14 protein-coding genes and 1 pseudogene are annotated in these 18,269 nt (G+C 56.1%); all 15 read left to right on the top strand.

What is annotated here, in order from left to right:
• Window positions 1-38 precede the first annotated feature (38 nt).
• The 15 genes and pseudogenes from NST43_RS29025 (at window position 39) to NST43_RS28955 (ending at window position 18,215) form a co-directional block, all read left to right on the top strand.
• The gene (locus NST43_RS29025) at window positions 39-1,406 is read left to right on the top strand and encodes a spore germination protein (protein WP_339220825.1); all 1,368 of its coding nucleotides are present in this window, start codon (window positions 39-41) and stop codon (window positions 1,404-1,406) included.
• Window positions 1,403-2,503, top strand: coding sequence for a GerAB/ArcD/ProY family transporter (locus NST43_RS29020; protein WP_339220823.1), 1,101 nt, complete (start codon window positions 1,403-1,405; stop codon window positions 2,501-2,503). Before NST43_RS29025 ends, NST43_RS29020 begins: the two co-directional genes overlap by 4 nt.
• On the top strand, window positions 2,500-3,615 hold the full coding sequence (locus NST43_RS29015; RefSeq protein ID WP_209989175.1) for a Ger(x)C family spore germination protein: 1,116 nt from the start codon (window positions 2,500-2,502) through the stop codon (window positions 3,613-3,615). Before NST43_RS29020 ends, NST43_RS29015 begins: the two co-directional genes overlap by 4 nt.
• Before the next feature lie 72 nt (window positions 3,616-3,687).
• The gene (locus NST43_RS29010) at window positions 3,688-4,083 is read left to right on the top strand and encodes a transcriptional repressor (protein WP_339220821.1); all 396 of its coding nucleotides are present in this window, start codon (window positions 3,688-3,690) and stop codon (window positions 4,081-4,083) included.
• 487 nt (window positions 4,084-4,570) lie between these two features.
• Entirely contained in the window at window positions 4,571-6,625 is a 2,055-nt protein-coding gene (locus NST43_RS29005; RefSeq protein WP_339220819.1) for a methyl-accepting chemotaxis protein, read from the top strand.
• A 91-nt stretch (window positions 6,626-6,716) separates the two neighbouring features.
• On the top strand, window positions 6,717-7,529 hold the full coding sequence (locus tag NST43_RS29000) for a uroporphyrinogen-III synthase (RefSeq protein ID WP_339220817.1): 813 nt from the start codon (window positions 6,717-6,719) through the stop codon (window positions 7,527-7,529).
• A 63-nt stretch (window positions 7,530-7,592) separates the two neighbouring features.
• Window positions 7,593-8,225: a ThuA domain-containing protein gene (locus NST43_RS28995; protein ID WP_173135990.1), complete on the top strand. Its 633-nt coding sequence runs from the start codon at window positions 7,593-7,595 to the stop codon at window positions 8,223-8,225.
• A gap of 74 nt (window positions 8,226-8,299) precedes the next feature.
• On the top strand, window positions 8,300-8,659 hold the full coding sequence (locus tag NST43_RS28990; protein ID WP_339220815.1) for a polyhydroxyalkanoate synthesis regulator: 360 nt from the start codon (window positions 8,300-8,302) through the stop codon (window positions 8,657-8,659).
• Window positions 8,660-10,330, top strand: coding sequence for an AarF/ABC1/UbiB kinase family protein (locus NST43_RS28985; protein ID WP_339220814.1), 1,671 nt, complete (start codon window positions 8,660-8,662; stop codon window positions 10,328-10,330). It begins immediately after the preceding gene.
• A 547-nt stretch (window positions 10,331-10,877) separates the two neighbouring features.
• Window positions 10,878-12,548, top strand: a pseudogene (locus NST43_RS28980) (DEAD/DEAH box helicase); the annotation flags it as partial.
• Window positions 12,549-13,081: 533 nt separating this feature from the next.
• The gene (locus tag NST43_RS28975; RefSeq protein WP_209989153.1) at window positions 13,082-13,915 is read left to right on the top strand and encodes a M15 family metallopeptidase; all 834 of its coding nucleotides are present in this window, start codon (window positions 13,082-13,084) and stop codon (window positions 13,913-13,915) included.
• A gap of 166 nt (window positions 13,916-14,081) precedes the next feature.
• Window positions 14,082-14,420, top strand: a complete 339-nt coding sequence (locus NST43_RS28970) for a DUF3243 domain-containing protein (RefSeq protein WP_339220813.1) — start codon at window positions 14,082-14,084, stop codon at window positions 14,418-14,420.
• Window positions 14,421-14,720: 300 nt separating this feature from the next.
• Complete coding sequence (locus NST43_RS28965) at window positions 14,721-15,743, top strand: LLM class flavin-dependent oxidoreductase (protein ID WP_339220812.1); 1,023 nt, start codon at window positions 14,721-14,723, stop codon at window positions 15,741-15,743.
• 118 nt (window positions 15,744-15,861) lie between these two features.
• Complete coding sequence (locus NST43_RS28960) at window positions 15,862-16,338, top strand: glutathione peroxidase (protein ID WP_209989147.1); 477 nt, start codon at window positions 15,862-15,864, stop codon at window positions 16,336-16,338.
• 242 nt (window positions 16,339-16,580) lie between these two features.
• On the top strand, window positions 16,581-18,215 hold the full coding sequence (locus NST43_RS28955) for a formate--tetrahydrofolate ligase (protein ID WP_339220810.1): 1,635 nt from the start codon (window positions 16,581-16,583) through the stop codon (window positions 18,213-18,215).
• The last annotated feature ends 54 nt before the right edge of the window (window positions 18,216-18,269 follow it).

Genomic DNA, 18,269 nt, shown 5'->3' with positions numbered 1-18,269 from the left:
GATTCAAGGAGAAACGGGCATAGAGGGGAGACGGACCCATGTCAGGACAAGAGCATAAGCAGGAGGCCTCTTTGAACGGGATCAGAGGTCAGCTAAGCGGGTTCGGCGACCTTGAAGACAAGAGCTTGACAGTTCCGGCGGGGCAGGTCAGCCTGCTGTATATCAAGAGTGTTACGGATGGACAGGCGATCAGCCGGAATATCATTGCTCCGTTCTACGAAATGGGGAATCCCGCAGGCTATTACAGCTATATCGCGGATTACCCGGGCAGTGAGGTGGTGAGAGAGGGACCGCGGGCAGTGGAGCTTCTGCTCAGCGGTTATGCCTGTATAGGGTGGCAGGATAAGCTCTGTTTCTTCGATGTCCTGCGGGCCGAGGCCAGCAGTGTGAAGGAGACGGTCACGGAGAGCATCAGTCAAGGCCCTTCCGACGCGCTCGGGGAGAATCTCGCAGTGAACCTCAATCTGATCCGGCGGCGCTATCAATCCGCTGCACTCAAGATGGAATTCACCGTTATTGGCAATATGTCCAAGACCAAGGCAGCGATTCTCTATGACGAGGACAGAGTGAATCCTGAGGTGCTGGCGGAGTTAAAAGAGAAGCTGGACTCGCTTAAGCTGGATATTCTGCAGGCCGCCGGAGAGCTGGAGAAGTATATCAGCAGCGACAAGCTGCGCATTTTCCCAAAAACCATCGTTACAGAGCGCCCGGACCGGGTAGTATTCAATCTGGCTGAGGGCAAGGTAGCTATCCTGCTGGATACGACCGGGTATGCCATTGTGCTTCCGTCGATCTTCAACGATTTCTTCATAGCTATGGATGACAAAATCCAGCTTCCCTTCGTAGGGCGCTTCCTCAAGCTGCTGCGCATCGTGGGCGTGGCCATGACATTATGGCTGCCAGCCTTGTATATAGCCTTCACCTCGTACAATCCGGAGATTGTGCGCGTACAGATTGCCCTGCTGATCGGGGGAAGCCGTGCAACGGTGCCTTACCCTTCTTTTGTCGAGGTGATTCTGATGATGATCATGATGGAGTTCCTGACGGAGGCCAGCTTGCGGCTGCCCCGGGCGATCGGTCCGACAGCGACAACGGTGGGCGGTCTGATTCTGGGACAAGCGGCTACAGCAGCGGGGCTGATTGGCAACATAATGATTATTCTCGTCTCCGTTGTGGCGATATCCAATTTCCTGGTGCCGCTCAATATGATGAGCTTCTCGATCCGGGTTCTGAAATATTTCTTTGTCATTGCAGCAGCCTTCCTCGGACTCGTCGGCGTGGTTATCTGCCTGGTGGGCTTCACGCTGTATTTATGCAGCCAGCGCAGCTTCGGCCAGCCTTATTTCAAGCTGTTCTTCCTGGATACTATAGGAACATCCCTGAAGAAGAAAGGCGGGGGACAATGATGGCGAAGAGCCGCTATTTCTACTGCCTGTTTCTCATGAACTCCCTGATCAATATCATTAACTTCACCCCCCGGGAGCTGCTCGATACCCGCTTTGACGGTGCGCAGTCCTCCATTCTGGTTGCGGTGGTTACAGGCACCCTGTTCATCTACCTGTTCACCAAAGTCATTAATAAATTCCCTGGCAAGGGACTCCCGGAAATCTTCGCGTCGGCCTTGCCGAGGCTGCTGGCCTCTCCGCTAATTCTTATTTATGCGGTTCTATGGTATTTCGCCGGTGCGCTGATTCTGTTGTCCTTTGTGGATATTACCCTGAGGTTTGTCAGCCCGGATACCCATCCAACGGCAGTCCTGCTGGGATTCCTGGCTGTGGTATGTCTCTGCAGCCGAATTGACCCGCTGTCCCTGCTCTACGGGCTAGAGGTGACACTCGGAATCACACTGCCCTTAATTCTGTATACGACAGTCAAGGCGGTCGTTAACCCGAACTTTAGCTGGGATGCCGTACTGCAAATGATGACCTATTCGTTACATCGTCCGGATATGAACAGTATTGCGGCAGCGACGTTTACGTTCAGCGGCTACATTAATATGGCCATCTTCAACCGGGTATTTCATGGTTTGAAGCTTAAGCATGTGTGGATTCTGAGTCTGGAGGGGCTGCTGGTGCTGCTCGTCACTTTTTATGTGCCTATCGGGTACCATGGGACCGTCGGCGTCGAACGGCATGTGTATACCTGGTTCACCACGGCGGACAGCATCAGTATCGAGGCCTTTTTGGTTGAGCGTATGCTGTATGTTTTTTATTTTGCTTACAGTACGCTGGCTCTGGTCAGTGCCGTTATCCAGTGGCATGTCGGCAAAGAGCTGTTCCTTAGCCAGCTTCCCTCTACAGGCGGCAAACCCAGATCCAAGCTGCGGCAGGAGGTGGTTATCCTGGGGGTTTTTGCGGCAGGGACCCTTCTTCTGATGCGTATGGATCAATACAACCTTAATATGCTGGGAGTATTCCTGCTGCACATCCGCTGGTACGGGGAGCTGCTGCTGATCCTGCTGTTATTCTGGTGCTACTGGATGATAAGGAGGCGCAGAGCATGAGGGGAAGAGTCATTCGGGCCATGCTGCTGATGCTGCTGTCCACCGTCATGGCCGTGCTCATTTCAGGCTGCAACTACAAGGATATCGACCGTAGAATATTCGTAGTGGCGATTGGAATAGATCCCGGTAAGGCGGAAGGAACATTCAAGGTCAGTCTGAAGCTGGCGATTCCGCAAGGAGATGTAACGAAGATTGACGAGAAGATGCAGATTCTCACGGAAGAATCGGAGAGTATCTCCGAGGCGCTGCGCAGAATGAAGTCCAAGGTGGAGAAGGAGCTGGATTATGTCCACTGTAAATCAGTGGTTCTGGGTGAAAAGATTGCCGCCAAGGATATCCGGCATGTTGTAGACTGGGCGGTACGGCGCAGGGATATCCAGCTGATTATTAATTTTGCCGTGGGCAGGCCGGGGGCACTGGAAGTGCTGCAGGTTAAGCCGCCGTCGGAGCGCATTCCGTCCAACTCTCTGATTCTGGCGATGAGCGGGCAAGGGACCGAGTCCCCCTTCATCTCAAGTGTGTACTCCTATCAGCTGATGAGAAGCATCTATGAGAAGGGGATAGATCCCATCCTGCCGATTATTGAGGTGCCGGAGGAGAATCAATTCCTGATTGATAAAATCGCTCTGCTGGATAAGAACAAAATCAAGCTGGTCCTCACGCCCGATGAGACCCGGCTGTTCAACCTGCTGTCCCGCTCCGATCTGCAGACGAATTTCCCTGCCCATATTGGCAGTGGAATGTACCAGTATTATACCGAGAGCTCTTCCTCCAGCTACCGGATTGTGACTCCGCCGGATGGAGAGCCTTATATCCGGTACACCATCAAGATTCGGGCAATTCTGGAGGAGAACAGTACGGAGGAGATGATCACCCACCAGATGCTGAAGAAGATTAATGAGGCAGGAGCTGCGGAGCTGCGTGAGGCTGTTACAGCCTTGCTGGTCAAAATTCAGGATAGCGGCATGGACCCCTTGGGGTGGGGGCTGCGTTACGGGTCACGGCACTGGAACAACGCAACAGAGATGTCGGACTGGGAGAACTTATATCCCCGGCTGAAATTCCAGGTCAAAGCCGATGTCGATGTGAAATACTCGGGAATGATCAAATAAAGTCCGGCCGGATTGACGCTTTCAGCATCAGGACTTATACTTGATCTAAAAACAAGCTAGAGGATGATAAAGATGAGAACCCTGAACTTAACCTCTCAACGTCAAGCTGTATACGATATCGTCCGTAATTCCCATGACCACCCGACCGCTGCGGAAGTCATGAACCGGCTGGTGGAGCAGGGACATAATCTGGCTTACGGAACAGTCTACAATTCCCTGCGTTATCTCTCGGATAAGCAGATGATTCGTGAGCTGAAGCTGGGTGAGGCGGCAAGCCGGTATGACGCCCGCCTGGACGATCATCAGCATATTGTCTGTGAGATCTGCGGCGCGGTAGATGAAGTGATGAGCCAGGTTCCGCAGGAGTGGAGCGACTCGGTAGCGGCGGATACCGGCTATTCGATCACCCATACGCATGTTGTATTCGGTGGCGTATGCCCGGCCTGCAGAAGCAAGAATTCGCAATAGAACTATATAGATTGAACTTGAAAATATACAGACAGGGAAAAGTGGCGGAGGAGAATTTTGGAACTGTAGGAGCGATAGCGTCCGCCTGAAAGCTTTCCGCAGGAAAGCTCGCTTCGGAAGCATCAGCAGTCACCGGATTTCCTCCGCGAAAAGCGGATTGAAATCAAGAAATCTGTAGACAACAGCGGCCGGAGGGCCAAACATTCTCTGGAGTCACGGCAATCCCGTCACAGAAAAATAAAAGTACAATCTATATAGGACCTTTGTACGGGAATATGCCTTGGACAAAAGGTTGAATATAACAAAAGACCGTTTTCATCGAAACGGTTTTTTGTTGTGTACATATAAAAATTATCAATAAAGATAGGAGAATAATCATGATTTGGAGCAGAAAAGAGGGTTTCCGGGGGCGGTATTTAATTATATAGTTAGTCTGCCAAATTATCGTTCTTAAGACCCATGAAGAAAGAGAGAGTGAGTTCATCATATGACTAAAAAGGCGCGTCTGAACATCCGTACCAAGCTGATTGCTACCTATCTGCTTGTCTTGCTGGTGCCGAGCATCATTATAGGCTGGCAAACCTATCAATCCGCCAGCAGCAAGGTTGGGGAGCAGCTTACCAATAATGCCAAGGAAAGCGTAGTAGCAGTGAACGAGATTATTAATCACAATATTCAGTCCAAAATAGATGATATTCTTTATTTTGCCGGCCAGCTTGCGGCGAATTCTATTAATAGTGAAGCAGCCGGAGAGACTGCGCCTGTTCTGGAGAGCCGATTGAAGGAATATGCCGCGCTGCATTCTGATGTGCTGGATATTTATGCCGGAACCAGCAAAGGCAAAAGTATCCGCGCAGCAGAGATGGAGCTGCCGGACGGCTATGATCCGCGCAAGGAGAATACCTATGTCAATGCGCTTAAGCATGGCAGCGGCATCGTGATCTCACCGGTATTTCAGACGGTCAATCAGGAGAGCGCGGTTGCCATTTCGGCGGTGCTTGCAGGCGGAGACGGGGTAGTCAGCCTTGATCTTAACCTGTCCTCACTCGCCAGTCTGACGAATATCAAGGTGGGCCAGGAAGGTTATATTCTCATTGTAGACAGCAGCAAGAAATTTCTGGTTCATCCGTCAGAAGCGATTGGCGAAGAATCCTCGCTTGATTTCGTGAAGCAAATGTTCGGGAGTGAGAGCGGAAGCTTCGATTATGTCTATAAGGATTCACCGAAGAAGCTGACCTACATGGTGAACGGGCTGACCGGATGGAGAATCGGGGGGACCATCAGCCTGAATGAGGTTACGCGGGCGACCAGTGATATCCGCGAAACGGTGTGGCTGGTGATCTCTGTATCCGTACTTCTGGCACTAGTGCTGATCTATTTCAATGTCTCGTCGATCCTGAAGCCGCTGCTACGTCTGCGCAGAGCGACTGAACGCATCGCCGGAGGTGACCTGTCGCAGGATATCGGGGATTTCCGTGGGGATGAGATTGGCCTCCTGGCCGGGAATTTCCGCCAGATGGTCGGAAATCTGCGGCAGATGATCATCGGTGTGCAGGAGATGACGGACAATGTCTCCTCATCGGCTGAGCAGCTTACAGCGGGGGCGGAGCAGACGACCAGAGCCATAGAGCATGTTACTGTTGCAATTCAAGAAGTGGCGGCAGGGACTGAACGTCAGGTGAACAGTGTGCATAAAGGAATGATTAGTACGGCAGCCACCACAAGCGAGGTAGCCCATATCTCGGAATTCATGGAGCAGGTGTCGGCGATGATGGACAAGACCTCGCTCTCGGCTTCGGAAGGCAATGATTCGGTCATCAGCGTGGTGGACAAAATCAACGGCATTCATGAGACCGTAGAGGAGATGGGGACGGTCATCGACAAGCTGAGTGAGCGGGTCGTACAGATTCAGGGGATTACCGGTGTGATCACGGGGATCTCGCGGCAGACCAACCTGCTCGCGCTGAATGCTTCCATTGAAGCGGCCAGAGCGGGTGAACAGGGAAGAGGGTTCGCTGTAGTAGCCTCAGAGGTCCGCAAGCTGGCTGAGGAATCAGAGAAGTCGGCCAGGATGATCTCCGAACAGATTACGTCCATTCATTCAGAGATGCTCCAGGCTACAGCTACTATGGAGGATGCGAAGAATAAGGTTATGGGCGGCATTATGGCTGTGGATACAACGGGGCGTTCCTTCTCGCGCATCCGCAGGGCCGTCAAAGGGGCGGCGGAGAAAATCGAAGCGATGAACGATGCCGTCCATACCCTCACCGCTGAAGCGGACAGTATGGACAAAGCCATCGGCGAGATACGCGGCATTACCGAGGAGGCGGCAGGCAATACCGAGACCATCTCGGCGGCAGCCCAGCAGCAGCTTGCTTCCGTGGAGGAGATCGCCTCCTCTTCAGCGGATCTGAGCCATCTGGCCGATGAGCTGCAGCAGCTCGTGGGCCGCTTCAAGCTGTATCCCGGAAATCAGGCTCCACCAGTGTCCGAAGTACTTAAGCCCGGAGAGAGTCTTCCCGAAGATCGGCACATTTCCTGAGGATAAATATGCGGCCCGGTCTTTTCTTTTACCACGCTTTGCAAGTATACTGATAAGCAATAATACGGGGTGACGAAGGGGAGAAACGTTCATGGCAGAGCAATTAAAGGGCATTACCGTGGCCCTGGCCGGTCCGCGCAAAGCGGAAGAAATGGCCAAGCTGGTAGAGAATATGGGAGGAACCGCGCTGCACCGTCCCGCCCAGGGAACCACCTTTCTGGATGATGCTGCCCTGCGTGACGGGCTGATCGCCTGGACGAATCAGCCGCCGGATCTGGCCGTTCTGACTACCGGCATGGGCCTCGACGCGTTGTTCGAGATGGCCTCGAAGCTGGAGCTTGAAGGCCGCTTCCTGGAGGTTCTCTCCGCCTCACCTATTGCTGCGCGCGGTTATAAGACAGTGAATGCCCTGAAGAAACGGGGACTTGAACCGGTGGTGCGTGACGATGACGGGAGCAGCGCCGGTCTGATCCGCGGACTGCAGGATTGGGATTTGCAGGGCAAGCGGGTTATGCTGCAGCTGCACGGGGAGACTGCGCCTCATCTGGTCGGGTGGCTGGAGCAGGCGGGGGCAACCGTGGGCTGTGTGCAGCCTTACCGTTATACCGAGCCGGAGCCGGGAGCCCTGTCTCTGCTGCTCACAGAGATAACGGAAGGACAGGTGGATGCGGTAGCCTTCACAAGTGCGCCGCAATTCCGCTTCCTGGCGCAGCATGCAAGGGAGCAGGGCCGGCTGGAGGCGCTCATTCAGGCACTGGAGGACAAGGTGCTGGCGGTATCCGTCGGCCGGCTTACCTCGGAGGCCCTGAAGGAAGAAGGCGTGAAGCGGATTGTTATGCCGGAGCATGAACGGATGGGCAGCATGTTCGTGGCACTGGGCCGCTATATTGCGGCACACCGGTAGCAGAAGGCCGCCGGGCCCTGCGTACAAAGAAAAGTAATACTAGTAATACAGAGGAGGAGACCCATGGATAAGAGAAAATGTCTGTTGTTAGGCGATTACACACACCCCCGGTTTCACCCGCTGCAAGGGGTAGATAAGCAGGTCAGTGAAATTCTGAATGAGCTTCTGACGGTGCAATGCTCGGAGAACAAGAAGCTGCTGTTAAGCGAGCATCTGTCCGGATACGATCTCTGCATCGCATATAATGAATTATGGAACGAAACGGTATCCCCGCAGCAGACTGCAGGTCTGCTGAGTTATGTCAGCGGGGGAGGCGGACTGATTGTCCTGCATACCGGTATATCCCTGGCGAAGCGGTATGAGCTGGCCCAGCTGATCGGCGGCAGATTCACCGGACACCCGCCTTTTACACCGCTTCAATTCAAGGTGCTGGAGCATGATATCACCGAAGGCATGGAGGATTTCCAGCTGGATGAAGAGCCATACCGGTTCGAGTTCGACCCATTCACCGACAAAAAAATTCTGCTGGAGTACGAAGCGGACGGTGAGCTGCTGCCTGCGGCCTGGTGCCACAGCTATGGCCTGGGACGGGTAGTCTATCTGATGCCGGGGCATCACGAGCCTTCATTCCGTCACCCGGCAGTCCGCCAGCTTATTCTGCGGGCAGCTACCTGGGCGGCACGAATCCCCAGATAATCCGCTTTTTTTGTGAAATGGCGGGCTAAGGGGTATACTTTATCCATAACTGGAATCTTTGGGAGGGAAGTACCATGAGTGATTTGTTAAAGAAAGCAATCTCTTTAGGAGTTGGCCTCACCATTGTCAGCAAGGAGAAAGTCGAGAAGGTCGTAGATGAGCTGGTGAAGCGGGGCGAGCTGGCCCCTTCGGAATCCAAGGCCCTGGTCGACCGCCTGGTAGAGCGCGGGGATGAAGAACGGGGAGCGTTCAAGTCTGCCGTGCAGGAACAGGTTCAGCGGGTGCTGAAGGAGCTTAAGGTGCCCGTTCAGGAGGATATCGCCGGACTGGAGTCACGTATTGCCAAGCTGGAAGGACGCGTGGCCGAGCTGGAAGGCAAGTCCCCTCAGGAGTTCCCCCAGGAGACCATCGTGCCGGAAACACGTAGTGAATAAATGGCAATCCGCATAAGGCATGCCGGACGTTACCGGGCTATAGCCATGGCGCTTATGCGTCATGGCTTCGGCTATATGGTGGAGGAACTGGGCCTTTACCATCTTCTGTCACTTCCCCGCCGGATTATTACACAGGAGGTCCATGAAAGTGTGACACTCGGTGAGCGGGTCCGCCGGGTGCTGGAGGATTTGGGGCCGACCTTTGTCAAGCTCGGCCAGCTTGCCAGTACGCGCTCCGATCTGCTGCCGGATGGGATTATTCAGGAGCTGGTTAAGCTGCAGGATCATGTGCCGCCCTTCTCTGCCGAGACTGCCCGCAATATTCTGGAGCAGGAGCTGGACCAGAATATTGATGCGGTCTTTGAATACTTCGAGAACAATCCGCTCGCTGCCGCCTCCATCGGCCAGGTACACCGGGCTGTACTGCATGGCGGACAGAGTGTAGCGGTCAAAATACAACGTCCAGGCGTCATGCGGACCATGAGCAGGGATCTGGAAATTCTAACGGATCTAAGTCTGCTTGCCGAGCGCAAGATGGACTGGGCCAGACAATACGGATTAACCCGGATGGTCGAGGAATTCTCCCGCGCACTGCTGGCGGAGCTTGATTATGCCCAGGAGGGGCGTAATGCCGAGCGTATAGCCGGGCAGCTGTCTGCTCAAGATAATGTATATATTCCGTCCATCTATTGGGACTTCAGCTCCACAAGGGTACTGACCATGGAGTATATGGAAGGAATTACGCTGAACCGCAGGGACGAGCTGCTGGGCGCAGGCTTTAAGCTCAAGACTATCGCCCAGCAGCTTGTTGAGATGATGCTGAATCAGATTTTTATTCATGGCTTCTTCCATGCCGATCCGCATCCCGGCAATGTCATGGTGCTGAAGGACGGGAAGCTGGCCCTGATCGACTTCGGGATGGTCGGGCGTCTTAGCGAGGACATGAAGGATGGCCTGTCCGCACTGGTCATCGCCCTCATGCGTAAGAATACGGATTCAATGGTACGGGCTATTCTGCGTCTGGGTGTAATTCCTGAGGATGCCGACCGGATGGCGCTGCATGATGATATGGACCGGCTGCGGGAGCAGTATTATGATATCCCGTTCAAGCAGGTCAGCATCGGCAAAGCGCTGAATGATCTGTTCGGCATTGCCCGCAAGCACCGGCTGGTCATTCCGCCGGATCTGGCGATGCTGGGCAAGACCATGCTGACGCTGGAAGGCATGGTGTCCAGCCTGGACCCTGCCTTCAGCATTATGCAGATGGCCGAGCCGTTCGGCAGGCAGCTGCTGAAGCAGCGCTTCAGCGGAAGCCGCCTGCAGCGCAAGCTGCTGGGCGGGGTAGCCGATCTTGCCGAGAGTCTGGTGGAGCTTCCCGCCCAAGCCCGGCAGCTCTCGTCGCTGATCAGCAAGGGCAAGCTGAAGGTCGAGATCGGCGTACCCGAGCTCCAGGGTCTGGAGCATAAGTTCAGCCGGGTCGGCAACCGTCTGTCCTTCAGCATTGTGCTGCTGGCCTTCAGCATCATTATGGCCGGGCTGATTATCGCATCTTCCCTGCGCGGCGAGCCTTCGCTGCTCTGGGACTTCCCGATCGTTGAGATCGGATCAGTCATCGCCCTGCTGATGATTCTGTGGCTGCTGTTCTCCATCTTCAAATCAGGAAGATTCTAGCCGGAAGAAGACGGGAAATAATTATTCTCCGGCAGATGCACACAAGCGGTGTGAAATCAAGTACAATATATACAGATAACTTGCCAGAAATTAAAGTGTAATGGAACGCAAATGGAGTGCCGTCTGAATGTCCGGTGGATCGCTGCTGCGCCTTAAAAACCGAACTTCGACCGCAGCCTTGCGGGCCCATGGGACGGAAGGGCTCCGGTGACGGGGTTCTTCCGCTTTTGTTTGATACGGATACTCCCGAGCGATATCCGTATCCTGCTTACTTGCGTACATTACTCCGTTAAATGGATGAATATAAGTTATGAAATTTGATTGCCGGAGGGGCGTTCCCTTTCAGGTAACCTCTGGTGCGAGAATGAGTATTAATGCACCTGAATTCGCTGGATGCGGGCCAAGTGAGGGAATGAGGGGTATTAATGCACCTGAATTTGCCGGATGCAGGCCAAGTGAGGGAATGAAGCTACGTCAGGCAATGTTTTTGAGGTTGGACCGGACTTTTATGAAATGAAAATTTAGGAAAAAGAGTGAGGTGGAGCAATTGCCGGGTTTTAAGGAATTAGGAGTATCTGAAGTATTAACCGATCTGCTCAAGGGGCAGGGAATCGTGAAGCCGACGCCGGTGCAGGAAGAGGCTATTCCGCCGCTGGTGGAAGGTCTGGATGTCATTGCGCGCGCGAAGACGGGAACGGGGAAGACACTGGCTTTTCTGCTGCCGATTATGGACAAGATCCGGGTAGAGGCGGCGTATCCGCAGGCGCTTATCCTTGCGCCAACGCGTGAGCTCGCGCTGCAGATTACCGAGGAGGCGCGCAAGCTGGCGCGTCACACGGGTGTGAAGATTCTGGCAGTCTATGGCGGCCAGGATGTGGAGAAGCAGCTCCGCAAGCTGGAAGGCGGCAGACAACTGATCATCGGTACGCCGGGACGGCTGCTGGATCATCTGCGCCGGGAGACGCTGGACCTCAGCGGAGTGAAGATGCTGGTGCTGGATGAAGCGGACCAGATGCTGCATATGGGCTTCCTGGAGGATGTGGAGACGATCATTACGGCTGTGCCTTATCGCCGTCAGACCATGCTGTTCTCCGCGACCATGCCGGACCCGATCAAACGGCTGGCTGCGAACTATATGAAGGAGCCGCTTGATATTATTATCAAGAGCGGCTCGCCGATTCCGCTGGATAATATCCGCCAGCAGGTGGTGGAATGCTCGGACCGCAACAAGGAAGAGGCGCTGATCTCGCTGATCGAGCGGGACCGCCCATACTTGGCCATTATTTTCTGCCGGACCAAACGCCGGGCCATCAAGCTGAACGAAGCGCTGCAGGCGGCCGGGTATGATTGCGACGAGCTGCACGGAGATCTGTCGCAGGGCAAACGTGAAGCCGTCATGAAGCGGTTCCGGGAGGCCAAGCTCCAGCTGCTGGTAGCTACTGATGTGGCGGCACGCGGTCTGGATGTGGAAGGAATCACCCACATCTTCAACTACGATCTTCCGCTGGATGCGGACAGCTATATCCACCGGATTGGCCGCACGGGCCGCGCCGGAGGCAAAGGCCTTGCGATCACGTTCGCTTCGCCGCGCGAGCGCGACGGGCTCGAATTGATCGAGCACGGCATCTCCCAGCGGCTGGACCGCCGCCGGTACGAGAAGGATGAATTCGGCGTAGGCGAATTCACCTCGGTCCAAGGCGGCGGCTCGCCGCGCGGGCGGCAGAGCGCGGCGCCTGAAGCGGCGCGCGCCGGCCGTGGCGGCCGCGGGCAGGGCCGCAGCGGCGGTGCGCCGCGCGGCGAAGCCGCAGGGCGTCCGGGCGGACGCGGACGCGGCGGCAAGGACGCAGGCGGCTGGGGTGCGCCTGCGGAAGGCGGCGGCCGCAGCCGTAAAGGCGCGGCCGGAGGCGGCAAGGAAGCAGGCGGCTGGGGTGCGCCTGCGGAGAGCGGCGGCCGCAGCCGGAAGGACGCGGCCGGAGGCGGCAAGCGCAGCGCGTACAGCGCAGGCGCTGCTGCGGCGCCGAAGGGCGACTCCGCCGGGCAAGGCGCGGCGAAGAAGCCGAGACCTGGCGGCGGCTACGGCGCCTTCGCCAGCGGCGGTGACAGCGCAGCAGCCAGCGGTTATGCTGCGGGTGCAGGTGCGGGTGCCGCAGGCGGGCGCGGCGGCAAGGGCGGCGCTGCGCGGGGCGGGGCCTCCAGAGGCAACGCCTCCCAAGGCGGGCCGAGCAGCGGCTACAGCACCAACGTATCCAGAGGCGCGGAAACTGACGGCTTCAGCTACGGCGCTTCGAAGGGTGCCGGCTCGGGTGCCGGTTATAATCCCGGCGGCGCGAAGTCGAGCCCGAAATTCCGGGCGCATGTAGCGCGCAGCAACGATGCCGGGGGCTACAACGCCTCTGCTCCCAAAGGCGGCTCACGCGGCGGCTCCAAGGGTGGTAAGGGCGGCTTCAGCTCGGGCGGACGCAGCAGCGGCGGGAATTCATCGCGCGGCGGGCGAAGCGGCGGCTCCGGCGGCGGTTCACGCGGCGGACGCGGCTCCTCCAGATAAAGGCGCTTTACATGTATAGCTAATCCTTGTTACCATAGGGCAGTTGGCGTAACAGCCAAGTCTCTATGGTAATATTTATTTACTGAAACCTTTTGGCTAATAGGCCTGTCTAATAGATACCGCCATAAATAATCGGGTATAAGTATAGAGAGATACAGAATGTAACCTGCACTTTTGATACACAACGTTTAGGAGGATTACACAGCATGTCCAAAACCGCCAAAATTGTCATTCTACTCATCGTCGTCATTGCGGTCGGCTGGGGAATCGGGGAGTACACGGCACCGTCCGCTTCCCCGGAGAACGGAACCAATATAAACACAGGTACAGATCTGGGAGCCGAGGGGCCGGATGCAGCTCCTGAAGCTTCGGCAGTGCCGGAGCCTACGGATCAGTTAGATCCTGGCGGTTCAGGCAATGGTACTTCGGGGAATAATGATGCGGAGATGGTAGTAGCCGAGCCGGAGAGCATCGCGGTCATGGTCAATAAGCAGTACAGCCTGCCTGAGCAGTATAAGCCTTCCGATCTGGTCTATCCGGATGTTCCTTTTATTTTCTCGGAAAAGATTGAGAAGCGCATGCTGCGGCGTGAAGCGGCTGCGGCGCTGGAGGAGATGTTCGCGGGGGCGAAGGCAGACGGGGTTAATCTGGCCGGTGTGTCCGGCTACCGTTCGGAATCGACCCAGAGACGACTGTTCAATAACTATGTAGCCAGAGACGGTGAAGAGAAGGCCCGCACCTACAGCGCCATGCCGGGACACAGCGAGCATCAGACGGGACTGGCTATTGACCTGTCCGGCAGAGACGGCAAATGTGCAGCCGAGAGCTGCTTTGCAGGGACGAAGGAGGCGGAGTGGCTTGCCGCCCATGCCGCTGAATATGGCTATATCATCCGGTTCCTTGAGGGCAAGGAGGCCATTACTGGGTATAAGTACGAGCCTTGGCATGTCCGTTATGTAGGCAAGGAGATAGCCGCTTCCATCGCCGAAAGAGGGATTACACTCGAAGAATATTATGACGCCATCCCGGTGTCGAATTAATCCTATACTATAATCAGGCGGTCCCGCAATTTGCGGGGCCGTTTGTGTGTCTGGGCGGCTGGTCACATCTCCGCATTGGGCATGCCGCCCGGGAACGGTGGTTCACCCCTAGGAACGCTGGTTAAGTAGTGGGAAACCGCACACTATGAAATGGGAGGCGTTCTGGATGTCTGAACATAATCATGTGGTGAGTAAGGACGGCAGTGTGACCATGAACCGGGTAACGGAGGCGCTGGACCGGATCGATCCGGGGCAGAAGGAGATGATTCTGGACAACTTCGAGCATTTCAAGGCGTATTTAGGAAAGCGCATTCAACTGGCGCAAAAAATCGGTCTCAGCGACGAACAGCTTGCACTGGCCGCCGAGAAAATCGCCGGTTACCTGGCAGCGTATGAGGAGCCCCGCAATAGCGAAGAAAAGCTGCTGCTGGAATTGTGGAAGGCCGGAAACAAGGATGAGCGCCATCGGCTGGCGCATATGCTGGTGAAGATGGTGCAGCAGTAGCAGAAGCAGCGCCGGTAAGCAACACAAGCAATATGGCTCCCTGAAAAAGTAACATGAACAGCGTTGTTGCACTCATTCCTATGAAAGTAAATCAGGCGGTTCCGCGATCCATGCGGAGCCGCCTCTTTATTATGCAAGTAACCTTTGACATATCAGTCTGTGGCTGAACCGTATCTTGTGAGCTTGCTTGGGCGGCATTATAATCTTCCGGTTGTGAATTATATGGGTGCGGGTATAGTTAGTATAGGGTGTGCGGTACTCTGAAGCCACGAAAATCCAACCCATTGGAGCTGCTCTCATATGAAATTAAGCATTCTCGATCAATCCCCGGTGCCGGAGGGAAGCACTCCGGCCGAGGCGCTCCGGCAGACGGCGCTGCTGGCCCGCGAAGCGGAACGGCTCGGTTATCACCGCTTCTGGGTCGCGGAGCATCATGCTGCGCCGGGCCTCGCCAGCTCCAGCCCGGAAGTGCTGATGGCGCATCTTGCTGCGGTGACCTCATCGATCCGCATCGGCTCGGGAGCGGTGCTGCTCCCGCATTACAGTGCGTTCAAGGTCGCTGAGAATTTCCGCGTCCTGGAGGCGCTCTATCCCGGGCGGATCGATCTCGGGATAGGGAGGGCGGCAGGCGGCGGTGCTCTGGCCGCCAAAGCACTACAGGATACCCGTGTGACTATTGACGACGTTGACCGGTACGAGCAGCAGGTCCAGGAGCTGGTAGCCTACCTCTATGAATCTGAGGGCGGAGCCTCCCCGCATTGTTATGCCGGATTACGGGCAACGCCTGCGGTGGACTCAGCCCCGGAAGTCTGGCTGCTGGGCTCAAGCCGGGAGAGTGCGGCGCTCTCGGCCCGGCTGGGCACCGGATATGCCTTCGCCCGGTTCATTGCCCGGAATGGAGGAGCAGGCGCGGTGCATGAGTACCAGGATAGCTTCGCACCGTCCGTGGCTGCTGCATCGCCGAAGTCGCTGCTTGCGGTGTTCGCCGTCTGTGCGGAGACATCGGCCGGGGCAGACCGGCTGGCTGCCAGTATGGATCTCTCACTGGTCAGCCTGGAGAGGGAACACCTCTCTGCCCCGACCCCGTCCGTAGAGACTGCGCTGAATTATACATATACCCCGTACGACCGTTTTACCATTTCAGATAACCGGAAGCGGATGGTCATAGGCTCGCCCGCCGAAGTCAGGGAGCAGCTTCAGCTGCTGGCAGAAGAATACCGCTGCGGGGAGCTGATGATTTCTTCCCATATCCATGAGTTCGGGGACAAGCTGCAATCCATCCGGCTCATCGCCGAAGCCTGCGGGCTGGAGCGCAGGGCGTAGCTTTCGCCGCCGGAATTTGGTTTTGGCTGCGAATAGGGTAGAATGAAGAGGTTACTTATATACAGCTTAAAGCGCACTTCAGAACTGGGCCATACAGCCGAAAGGAAGCGAAGCAGAGATGTCGATTTATAGTTTTGCCGGAGTGACGCCTTCGGGTACAGAAGTGCCGTTTAAGGATTATGAGGGCAAGGTGCTGCTGATCGCCAATACGGCCAGCAAGTGCGGACTGACCCCGCAATACGGAGATTTACAGAAGCTGTACGAGCAGTACGGGGACCAGGGGCTGGTGGTGCTGGGCTTTCCGTGCAACCAGTTTGCCGGTCAGGAGCCGGGCACAAGCGAGGAAGCGGAGTCCTTTTGCCAGATTAACTATGGGGTTACGTTCCCGGTGTTCGCCAAGGTTGATGTGAATGGTCCGGACGCGAGCCTGCTGTTTCAATATTTGAAGGGCCAGCAGCCGGGTGACGGCGAGAGCAGTGATATCCAGTGGAACTTCACGAAGTTCCTGGTGGACCGCAGCGGCAATGTAGCGGCCCGTGTCGAGCCGAAGGAATCACCGGAGAGCATGAAGGGGCTTATCGAATCCCTGCTGTAATGAACCTGAATCATCCGCTCTGAAGGCTGGAGCCAGGCTATACGTGATCTCCCGGATAGTGGTGCAGATGCGCCCGGTCCGGGAGTTTTCTATAAAATTAAGTTTCACCCTGTATGAAAATTATCCTTGAATCTTTTCAGAGACCCTGTATCCTTTGAAGAGATATGTTTCGCCTGACACCATGAATCGCACACAGGAAGCAAGGATGCAGGATAATAACGGCAGGAGGGTTACATAACGGCATGAGGTTAATTACAGAGGTAGCATCGGCAGCGGGGATCAAGGAAGAGCATTTGGAACTGTACGGCAAATATAAAAGCAAGCTGGCGCCCTCGCTCTGGGCAGAGCTGAAGCACCAACCGGACGGCAAGCTGGTTCTGGTTACCGCGATGAATCCTACACCGGCAGGTGAAGGCAAGACGCTGACGACGATTGGACTCGCCCAGGCGATGAATGCGGCGGGTGTGCGGACGGTAGCTGCGCTGCGTGAACCCTCGCTTGGTCCCTGCCTGGGGATGAAGGGCGGAGCGACCGGGGGCGGCAAGGCGCAGATCGTTCCGGCAGATGAGATTAACCTGCATTTTACAGGGGATATCCATGCAGTGACGTCAGCGCACAACCTGCTCTCGGCGATGATCGACAATCATATGTTCCAGGGCAATAGCCTGGGGCTTGATCCGCAGCGGATCGTCTGGAAAAGGGTTATGGATATGAATGACCGCAGCCTGCGGAATATCGTGACCGGCATTGGCGACGGCAACGGAACTGTGCGGGAGAGCGGTTTTCAGATTACAACAGCCTCCGAGATTATGGCCGTGCTCTGCCTGTGCAGCGACCTTGCAGATCTGAAGCAGCGCCTCAGCCGTATTCTGGTCGGGTATGACCATGCGGGTCAGCCGGTAACCGCACAGGCGATTGGAGCCGTGGAGGCGATGACTGCGCTGCTGAAGGAAGCCGTGAAGCCGAATCTGGTGCAGACGCTGGAAGGAACCCCGGTCATTGTGCATGGCGGCCCGTTCGCCAATATTGCCCATGGCTGCAGCAGTGTGATCGGAACCCGCTACGCGCTGAAACTGGGCGATGTGGTGGTGACAGAGGCAGGCTTCGGCGCGGACCTGGGCGCGGAGAAATTCATGGATATCAAATGCCGCCAGGCCGGGCTTGCTCCAGCGGCTGCTGTCCTGGTGGTGACGGTGAAGTCGCTGAAATACAACGGCGGCGTCCGCAAGGAAGAGCTGCATCAGGGCAACCAGCCGGCGCTGCTCTCCGGATTGTCCAATATGGAGCGGCATATTGAGAATCTGCGCAAGTTCGGCGTGCCTGTGCTGGTGGCGCTGAATCATTTTGAAGGGGATGCCCCTGCTGAAGTGAATGAGGTGCTGGAGGCCTGCGGACGGCTGGGGGTACCTGCTGCGGTATCCAAGGTATGGGCGGAGGGAAGTGCGGGCGGACAGGAGCTGGCTAAGGAGCTGATGAAGCTGCTGGACCGAGAGGAGCCTGTGCAGTACGCACCGCTGTATGAAGACCACCTGGATATTTCGTCCAAAATCAACCGCATCGTCACGGAGATCTACCGTGGAGCGGGAGTAGCCTTCTCTCCGGCCGCCAAGCGCAGCCTGGCTATTATTGACCGGCTGGGCCTGCACCATCTTCAGGTCTGCATGGCCAAAACCCCGTACTCCTTCTCGGATCAGCCCCGGCTGCTCGGAGCCCCGGAAGGCTTCACCATGGGCGTCCGGGACATCACCCTGTCCCTCGGGGCGGGATTCGCAGTAGTGATCACCGGGAACATAGTCACAATGCCGGGCCTCCCCGCCAAGCCGGCGGCAGAAGGCATACTGGTGGATGAGGATGGCGTAATTTCGGGTCTTGAATAAGACATCCTCAGCTTATAGTTGTAGTTTGGCCTCACTTTACCGCAGGTATGCTGC

This window comes from Paenibacillus sp. FSL H8-0332, from assembly GCF_037963835.1.
Lineage (GTDB): Bacteria > Bacillota > Bacilli > Paenibacillales > Paenibacillaceae > Paenibacillus_AQ > Paenibacillus_AQ rhizoplanae.
This window is presented reverse-complemented; position numbering and strand designations above follow the sequence as displayed.

What these genes read in the sequence shown, in the direction of transcription:
- NST43_RS28985 (WP_339220814.1), top strand. Translation starts at nt 8,660, where the DNA reads ATGGCAATCCGCATAAGGCATGCCGGACGTTACCGGGCTATAGCCATG.
- NST43_RS28960 (WP_209989147.1), top strand. Translation starts at nt 15,862, where the DNA reads ATGTCGATTTATAGTTTTGCCGGAGTGACGCCTTCGGGTACAGAAGTG.
- NST43_RS29020 (WP_339220823.1), top strand. Translation starts at nt 1,403, where the DNA reads ATGATGGCGAAGAGCCGCTATTTCTACTGCCTGTTTCTCATGAACTCC.
- NST43_RS29005 (WP_339220819.1), top strand. Translation starts at nt 4,571, where the DNA reads ATGACTAAAAAGGCGCGTCTGAACATCCGTACCAAGCTGATTGCTACC.
- NST43_RS28965 (WP_339220812.1), top strand. Translation starts at nt 14,721, where the DNA reads ATGAAATTAAGCATTCTCGATCAATCCCCGGTGCCGGAGGGAAGCACT.
- NST43_RS28990 (WP_339220815.1), top strand. Translation starts at nt 8,300, where the DNA reads ATGAGTGATTTGTTAAAGAAAGCAATCTCTTTAGGAGTTGGCCTCACC.
- NST43_RS28970 (WP_339220813.1), top strand. Translation starts at nt 14,082, where the DNA reads ATGTCTGAACATAATCATGTGGTGAGTAAGGACGGCAGTGTGACCATG.
- NST43_RS29010 (WP_339220821.1), top strand. Translation starts at nt 3,688, where the DNA reads ATGAGAACCCTGAACTTAACCTCTCAACGTCAAGCTGTATACGATATC.
- NST43_RS29015 (WP_209989175.1), top strand. Translation starts at nt 2,500, where the DNA reads ATGAGGGGAAGAGTCATTCGGGCCATGCTGCTGATGCTGCTGTCCACC.
- NST43_RS29000 (WP_339220817.1), top strand. Translation starts at nt 6,717, where the DNA reads ATGGCAGAGCAATTAAAGGGCATTACCGTGGCCCTGGCCGGTCCGCGC.
- NST43_RS28955 (WP_339220810.1), top strand. Translation starts at nt 16,581, where the DNA reads ATGAGGTTAATTACAGAGGTAGCATCGGCAGCGGGGATCAAGGAAGAG.
- NST43_RS29025 (WP_339220825.1), top strand. Translation starts at nt 39, where the DNA reads ATGTCAGGACAAGAGCATAAGCAGGAGGCCTCTTTGAACGGGATCAGA.
- NST43_RS28975 (WP_209989153.1), top strand. Translation starts at nt 13,082, where the DNA reads ATGTCCAAAACCGCCAAAATTGTCATTCTACTCATCGTCGTCATTGCG.
- NST43_RS28995 (WP_173135990.1), top strand. Translation starts at nt 7,593, where the DNA reads ATGGATAAGAGAAAATGTCTGTTGTTAGGCGATTACACACACCCCCGG.